Source organism: Gilliamella sp. GillExp13 (assembly GCF_001690815.1).
Lineage (GTDB): Bacteria > Pseudomonadota > Gammaproteobacteria > Enterobacterales > Orbaceae > Gilliamella > Gilliamella bombi.
The window spans coordinates 22217-28562 of record NZ_LZHJ01000030.1 but is presented as its reverse complement, the minus strand read 5'-3'; the positions used below and the strand labels follow the sequence as shown (position 1 = coordinate 28562).

Genomic DNA, 6346 nt, shown 5'->3' with positions numbered 1-6346 from the left:
TTTATTCTCTTTGCGTAGCGCGATAAGTTCGTTATCTTCAGTTCGACGATTATCTTTTGCGATGAATGAGCCGGTAGTTTGGTACTGCATTATCCAATTATCTAATGCTGATTTGGTGAGGTCATACTCTGCGACGATATCCGCACGTTTTTTACCATTTTGATATAGCATGACCATTTGTTTTTTGAACTCGTTAGTAAAGCTACGTTTTGCTCTTCGTGATGAATCGATTGCCATTGTTGTTACCTTCTCTTATTTTTAGTTTATCATAACAATGACCTTATAAAACTGGTACTAATTAGTGTAGCCGATCCATATAAATGGCATAGATGGCGCCACGCCGTCGTCTGGGACGGATCATTACAAGCGTCACATAGGAGCAGGATTTTTCACGGAGTGGGGCTACCTTTACTACTACACTGATGCGGGCTTCGTCGGCAACCGCTACTGGGCGAGCGACGCCTCAGGTAGCGACCAGTTCGACAAGTTCTTTGTCGACTCGTCCTACGGCGCCGCCGTCTACAGCGACAGAGCCAGTGACAGCTGGTCCCGCTATGGCCTTTGCACCGCACCTTAGTTTTTAGCGTTTAGTTCTTAATCCTTAGGGTGCGGAAGGTGGTTACGGTGCTTGAGAGGATAATATAACAAAGAATAAAGCCCCCGCGTAAGTTGGGGCGCTGAGCAGGCAAAGTCTGTGAACCTAGCGCTTTAATGACTGAAAGTCAAAACAATGCTTCGACCGATACAATTTTCAAGCTTGCGCTTTTGCTATTAACTGACTGTTATTAACAAGCTGTTATTAATAGCTATTATCAAATAACAAAAGCGCTTTTATTAAAAAGCCAAATGCAACGTAATAAAAAACTAGCCTATAATTGTTTGATTTTATTTAGAAACGCAAATAAAAGCTTCAATAAAATCAATAGCCTACCTGAACAATTTTAGAGCAAAAAACACACTTATAGCACCACAATGCTAATATGCTTGCCTTATCACAGCATCAAAGCATGCCGATAACAAAGTAAGGTTATGGGCTGTTGGGTATGTTTGTGTTTTAGAAGTTATCAGCAATATTAATCATTCCACAAAACTTAAAAACTCCTAAATTTAACACCATATTTTAATTAAGAAATTATCAAGAAAACTTGCCAAAATTTTCACAAAAGATTACACTTTTACTGGTAATAGAAAATCAGCTTATTTAATAAGTGAATAAAAATGAAATGGAACATTCGTTAATAGGTGAAATATAATGGATTATTGTCGTAGGAACAAGAATAGACAGGCCTATATCTTAAATTCTCTTAAATCTCTAAATTATCAAAAATTCTTACAAACTGATATTTCTTTAGGAAAATTAGCAGATTTGTTTATACCGCGACTAAAATTCATTTTTACATTCTCGAGCGTATTGCCCTTGACTCCGTTATTATCGTATTCATCGAACTCTCAAGCACTAACGGCTCATACAAGCGGTGTTATACAAGGTAGTGAACCTTATTTAACCTTTGACGAAGGTCGAACTAAGGCTATAACTACTAATGAGCTATTGGCTATTACATTATCGGATGGTAGTAAAATCACACCAGAAATTAATAGTTCCTCGTTTATAAAGCCAATTGAGTTACCCGTAGAAGGCCAAAGTTTTGCTGATATTGATATGATGGTACAAGCAGCAACCAATTCAGTGAGTATAGATAGCTTAGTGAAACGTTATCATTATTGGAAGGATGATGATGGTGATGGCGAAGGTGGTAATGGAGTTGAAATAAAAGGAAGTATAACGCTCAGGATAATTGATAGAGATGGTCAAGCAGTTAATCGTAGTGATGTTTTAGATATTTGTAAGTCGCCTTATAAAGTGGAATTAAGTAGTACGGATGGTAGTATAAGCACTAATTACGGTATACCAAACACCAGCACTTTTAAAGGTCGTACTGTAGTATATTACATCAAACCGAAGGCAGCACCAATCATTTGTTTTGTAAGGCCGAATCTGTATTGGGGTAATGCTTTACAAGCTGGTCCAGCTGATATATGGAATAACAAAAAAGGATTTTTAGTTCAATCAACCTATCCAAACTCATACAATCAAAATTTTCCGACAACGGGAGCTGATAATTTATATTTTGATTTCATCATAGGTGGAGTAGAACCTGGTCAGTTGACTTGGGAACCTGTTACTCAGGGGGGAATAACTGCTACGGTAACAAATCTTGCAGCTAGTGAAAAATGGATTCCTAATGCTGATAGAGGGAAAGTCGTAGCACGCGTTAAATTAACAGGGCCTGCAGCAAGCGATAGTCAAAAAGAGTCAGACAGTCCTAGTATAATTTCCAAGCCAAGTTTACCACAGACGTTTGAATTAGTGGGTAAAGATAGTCGTGAGAATGTATTAAAATATGGATTTCAATTAAGGGAATGGTACGTTAGTCGATCTAAAAAAGATACATTTTCTAATCAGGAATCTTGGTGTAATAGTATAGGTTATCATATTCCACAGGTAAGTGATCTGACTAATGAAGGTGACTCAGGATTTGGAGCTAAACCATCTTCAAATAGTATTCATTATCAACGCCGAATAGGAGCAGGATTTTTTACAGAGTGGGGGCCTGTGGTAGATTACACTAATGCGGGCTTTGGCAGCTCTTATTGGACAAGTGACTGGAAAATAGAAGATAAAAAAAATAGAATTGCGAGGCTCGAGGTAAACGGAACCGGTCGTGCTGTCAGGAAGGCTGATGTTGACATTTCGGTTGTTTGTGTTTTTAAGGGTAGATAGGAGTTACGGTGTTAATAAAAGACAGAACCAAAGTGAAGATAAGTCCCAACAGGAAAAGTTTGAGGTCTAGGTACTTTAATGATTGAAGGCAAAAAAGCGGTTCGATCAGCAATACTGAAGCTTACGCTTTTGTATAAAGCGCAAAAGCATTTTATTAAAATTCATCACAATAAAAAAGAATTAACCAATAGTTATTTGATTTCACTTAAAAACTTTAATAAAATCAGAGATTCTATCTGAGTTATTTATATAAAAAATTCCACCGCTTTAGGTAAAAATTGCTCAGAAAACATATTAATTTTATTTGTGTGTTTGTTTTGATATCTTTCTAATAAAAGCTTATGTGAAAAAACAGTAACCAAATAGCTGCTGTTTTTTATTGCGTTTGTTTTTTTCGGTTATTTAATCGCCTTTGCTACAATTTCTTGGGCTTCTTGTTGAAGTGTATTTAAATGCTCGTTACTTATAAAGCTTTCTGCATAAATTTTGTAAGCATCTTCTGTTCCTGATGGGCGAGCGGCAAACCAGCCGTTTTGGGTTATCACTTTAAGCCCACCAATTGTAGCATTGTTAGCTGGTGCAGTGGTTAAACATTGAGTGATTTTTTCACCCGCTAAGTTGTCGGTGGTTAGTTGGCTAGCATCAAGTTTGGCTAGTTTTTGTTTTTCACTAAACGAGGCTGGCGCTTGGATTCGTCCATAATAAGAAATACCAAATTTATCTTCAAGTTCTTGGTACTGTTCTTGTGGGTTTTTGCCTAGTTTAGCCGTCATTTCGGCAGCAAGCAGACATAAAATAATGCCATCTTTGTCGGTAGACCATACTTTACCGTTCGTTCTTAAAAACGATGCGCCTGCGCTTTCTTCGCCAGCAAATCCAAGTTTACCATTGTAAAGCCCATCGGCATACCATTTAAAACCAACTGGGTATTCTAAGTATTGTTTGTTTAAGCTATTTGCAACTCGGTCGATCATTGAGCTTGTGACTAATGTTTTACCAATAGCAATATCTTTGTGCCATTGTGGACGGTTTTGGAACAAGTAATTAACACAGGTTGAAAGGTAGGCATTTGGGTTCATTAGCCCTTTTGGTGTCACAATGCCATGACGATCAAAGTCGGTATCATTACCAAAGGCTAAATCAAATTGGTCTTTTAATTTTAATAACCCAGCCATAGCCCAACGGCTTGAGCAGTCCATACGAATAACTTCGTCATGATCTAGATGCATAAAGCTGAAAGTTGGATCGACTTTGTTATTAACAATATTAAGGTTGATGCCATATTTTTCGGCAATGCGTGGCCAATAGGTAATACCAGCACCACCCAATGGGTCAACACCGATTTTGAGCGATGATGATTTGATAAGGGAGAGATCTAAAATGTTTTCAAGATCGTTGATATAGTCGGTTTCGTATTCTTTGGTGTGGATGTAATTTGAATTTAGAGCCTTGTCTAAGGTGACACGTTTTACACCATTGAGTTTATTTTTCAGTAATTCGTTGGCGCGGTTTTCAATTTGTTTGGTGATTTCAGTATCCGCAGGTCCGCCATTGATTGGATTGTATTTTATTCCGCCATCTTCTGGTGGATTATGCGATGGAGTGATAACAATGCCGTCTGATAGTTGTGATTGTTTATTTTGATTGTAAGTTAAAATGGCATGCGAAATAACAGGCGTTGGTGTATAGCCCCAATCATTAGCCATAACCACGGTTTGCTCATTGGCGACAAAAACTTCAAGCACTGATTTTAAGGCAAGTTCTGATAAGGCATGTGTGTCCTGACCAATAAAGCAAGGGCCTGTAATGTTGTTCGCTTTGCGGTATTCGGCAATTGCTTGAGCAACGGCTAATATATGTGCTTCATTAAATGTGCCTTTGTTTGAGCTTCCGCGATGACCTGATGTACCAAAAATGACTAATTGGCTAGCATTATCTGTATCAGGTTGGATTTGGTAATAGTTATTGCGTAATGTTTCAACGTTGATAAGATCTGATGGTTGAGCTAACATTCCTGCGCGGCTTTGCTTGGCCATTTTTTACTCCTCTTTCATAAAAAATACTTTATATGACTAAAAACGTGAATCTGTTGAGTTTATATCACGTTTTTAGTTTTTTTATTTTTATTTAACCTATTAAGGTAAAAATGCGTTGGTGACTTGGTTTATCATGGTTTCAGATATGCCCATGTCACTCATTATTGATTCAATAATATATAATTTTCTGGCAGTATTAGTATTGCTGATAACCCAATAAGGTGTACCAATGATTTCGCGGGGTTTTGTGTTTTTGCCTGATGTTTCTAGTAATTGTTTATCTTTGGCTAAATATTTTCGCTTGCTCCCATGTAAGGATGTTGTGGCAATGGCAAATAGTGCTGGATTATAGTTATACAACGCACTAAGCAGTAATATAAAGCGACTAATAATGGATTTCTCGTTCGTGAAAGCGTCACTAGTTAATAAGTCATTAAACAGGGGATAATGATTCTCTTTTTGTGCAATAGTCTGTTTTTTTGCCGATGTAGATTGGTTTATGTTTAATAAACGTCGTAATATACTTGATGCATCTTCGCCAATGTGTTTAGTTTGACCAGCAATAAATTGGTATAATTCTTCGTCGATTTCGATATTTTTCATTATGTTACTTGTGCCTATTGTATTATTTCACGGGACATCCTAAAGCAGGAATTTTGCCTAAATGCGAATCATGGGTTGATTTGTTATCTAAACAATCATTCGATGGCTGTTTAATGACAGCATTATCGGTTTTTGTAGGTGCTTGATTTGCATCATGACAAGCAGTTATCATAACTGATAATGTTAATAGAAAAAATAACCGTTTCATATATTCATTGCATAGTTGATAAATTTTTGTGCTGAGTATAACCTAACTTAAGCATAAATTGTATTGGATATTGATAAAATAATGAAAATGGTATTGTTGTTTTTTAAAAAAAATATTATTCTAAACTGCGTATAACAAGCTTATACTATTATTATATGAGGAATGAATTATGAAAAAAATCGTCACGTTAACTATTTTAGCTGCAATTTTATCTGGATGTAGCAATAGTGATGTTTATTCTGGCGATGTTTATACAGCAGATCAAGCAAAACAAGTTCAGCAAGTAAGTTACGGTACAGTTGTTTCAGTACGACCTGTTAAAATTCAAGCTAATGCGTCAAATGGTAAAAGTGAAAGTGTAGCAGGTAGCCTTGGTGGTGCTGTTATAGGTGGCGTTTTAGGTAATACTATTGGTAATGGTAGTGGTCGTGTGTTAGCTGCTGCAACAGGAGCTATTGGCGGTGCGATTTTGGGTGATGCTATTCAAAATAAATCTAGCCAAGCTAGCGCTGTTGAGTTAGAAATCAAGCAAGAAAAAGGATCTAATATTGTTCTTGTACAAAAAGGTTCGGCTAACGATTTTTACGCTGGTCAAGCTGTTCGTTTAGTCACTAATGGTAAACAAATTAGTGCATCACCACGTTATGGTAGTAGTACAAAAAAATAACGCTTAATTTTATTAGTTTTGGACATATTGTCCTTAAATAACAACTAATT

6 protein-coding genes are annotated in these 6346 nt (G+C 36.8%); 2 read left to right on the top strand and 4 right to left on the bottom strand.

The annotated features are described in order from the left end of the window. Positions 1–237: helix-turn-helix domain-containing protein (locus tag A9G37_RS02920; protein ID WP_065574563.1), on the bottom strand; the 237-nt coding region annotated here is incomplete at its 3' end. A 1180-nt stretch (positions 238–1417) separates the two neighbouring features. On the opposite strand from A9G37_RS02920, the gene A9G37_RS02915 reads away from it, so the two are divergent. Then, complete coding sequence (locus A9G37_RS02915) at positions 1418–2782, top strand: hypothetical protein (protein ID WP_141671022.1); 1365 nt, start codon at positions 1418–1420, stop codon at positions 2780–2782. 398 nt (positions 2783–3180) lie between these two features. Here the strand turns inward: A9G37_RS02915 and pgm are convergent, their stop codons facing one another. From pgm to A9G37_RS02900, 3 genes are all read right to left on the bottom strand, one after another. Then, on the bottom strand, positions 3181–4818 hold the full coding sequence (gene pgm, locus A9G37_RS02910) for a phosphoglucomutase (alpha-D-glucose-1,6-bisphosphate-dependent) (protein ID WP_034911007.1): 1638 nt from the start codon (positions 4816–4818) through the stop codon (positions 3181–3183). A gap of 99 nt (positions 4819–4917) precedes the next feature. Further along, on the bottom strand, positions 4918–5421 hold the full coding sequence (locus tag A9G37_RS02905) for a hypothetical protein (protein ID WP_034911006.1): 504 nt from the start codon (positions 5419–5421) through the stop codon (positions 4918–4920). Positions 5422–5443: 22 nt separating this feature from the next. Continuing rightward, positions 5444–5629, bottom strand: a complete 186-nt coding sequence (locus A9G37_RS02900; RefSeq protein ID WP_034911003.1) for a hypothetical protein — start codon at positions 5627–5629, stop codon at positions 5444–5446. 166 nt (positions 5630–5795) lie between these two features. Here A9G37_RS02900 and A9G37_RS02895 point away from each other — a divergent pair, with 166 nt between their 5' ends. Continuing rightward, positions 5796–6296 carry a glycine zipper 2TM domain-containing protein gene (locus A9G37_RS02895; RefSeq protein ID WP_034911001.1) on the top strand — a complete coding sequence of 167 codons (501 nt, stop codon included), beginning with the start codon at positions 5796–5798 and terminating at the stop codon, positions 6294–6296. Positions 6297–6346 lie beyond the last annotated feature (50 nt).

Excerpts from the sequence above, each read along its gene's own strand:
- pgm (WP_034911007.1), bottom strand. The coding sequence starts at position 4,818 with ATGGCCAAGCAAAGCCGCGCAGGAATGTTAGCTCAACCATCAGATCTT.
- A9G37_RS02905 (WP_034911006.1), bottom strand. The coding sequence starts at position 5,421 with ATGAAAAATATCGAAATCGACGAAGAATTATACCAATTTATTGCTGGT.
- A9G37_RS02900 (WP_034911003.1), bottom strand. The coding sequence starts at position 5,629 with ATGAAACGGTTATTTTTTCTATTAACATTATCAGTTATGATAACTGCT.